Source organism: Mesorhizobium sp. M5C.F.Ca.ET.164.01.1.1 (assembly GCF_004792125.1).
Lineage (GTDB): Bacteria > Pseudomonadota > Alphaproteobacteria > Rhizobiales > Rhizobiaceae > Mesorhizobium > Mesorhizobium wenxiniae.
Genome location: NZ_SRTG01000317.1, coordinates 1 through 337 on the forward strand (window position 1 = coordinate 1; position 337 = coordinate 337).

At 69.7% G+C, this 337-nt stretch carries 1 protein-coding gene; it reads left to right on the plus strand.

The features are described 5' to 3' along the window. Positions 1-99: 99 nt before the first annotated feature. On the plus strand, positions 100-337 hold a 238-nt coding region (locus EN807_RS33630), incomplete at its 3' end, for a metalloregulator ArsR/SmtB family transcription factor (RefSeq protein WP_135938025.1).

Below are 337 nucleotides of genomic sequence, written 5' to 3' on the forward strand. Positions count from 1 at the left end.
GGGGCGCTGCCCGCGTTCCCCCTTGACGCCGCCGCTTGACTCGGCCGGCGGCCTCTCGTATAGAACCAAAAAGTTATATAACCATCTGGTTCAATAAACATGACGACGGATAGCCTCAGCCTGACCCTCGCGGCGCTTGCCGACCCGACCCGACGCGCCATCCTGGCGCGGCTGGCGCTCGGCGAGGCCTCGGTCACGCAGCTGGCCGAGCCGTTTGCCATGAGCTTTCCGGCGGTGTCGAAGCACCTCAAGGTGCCCGAGCGCGCCGGCCTGGTCGCGCACCGCCTCGACGCCCCGCTTCGGCCGCGCCGCCTGCACCCGGCGCCATCCCCCGCAG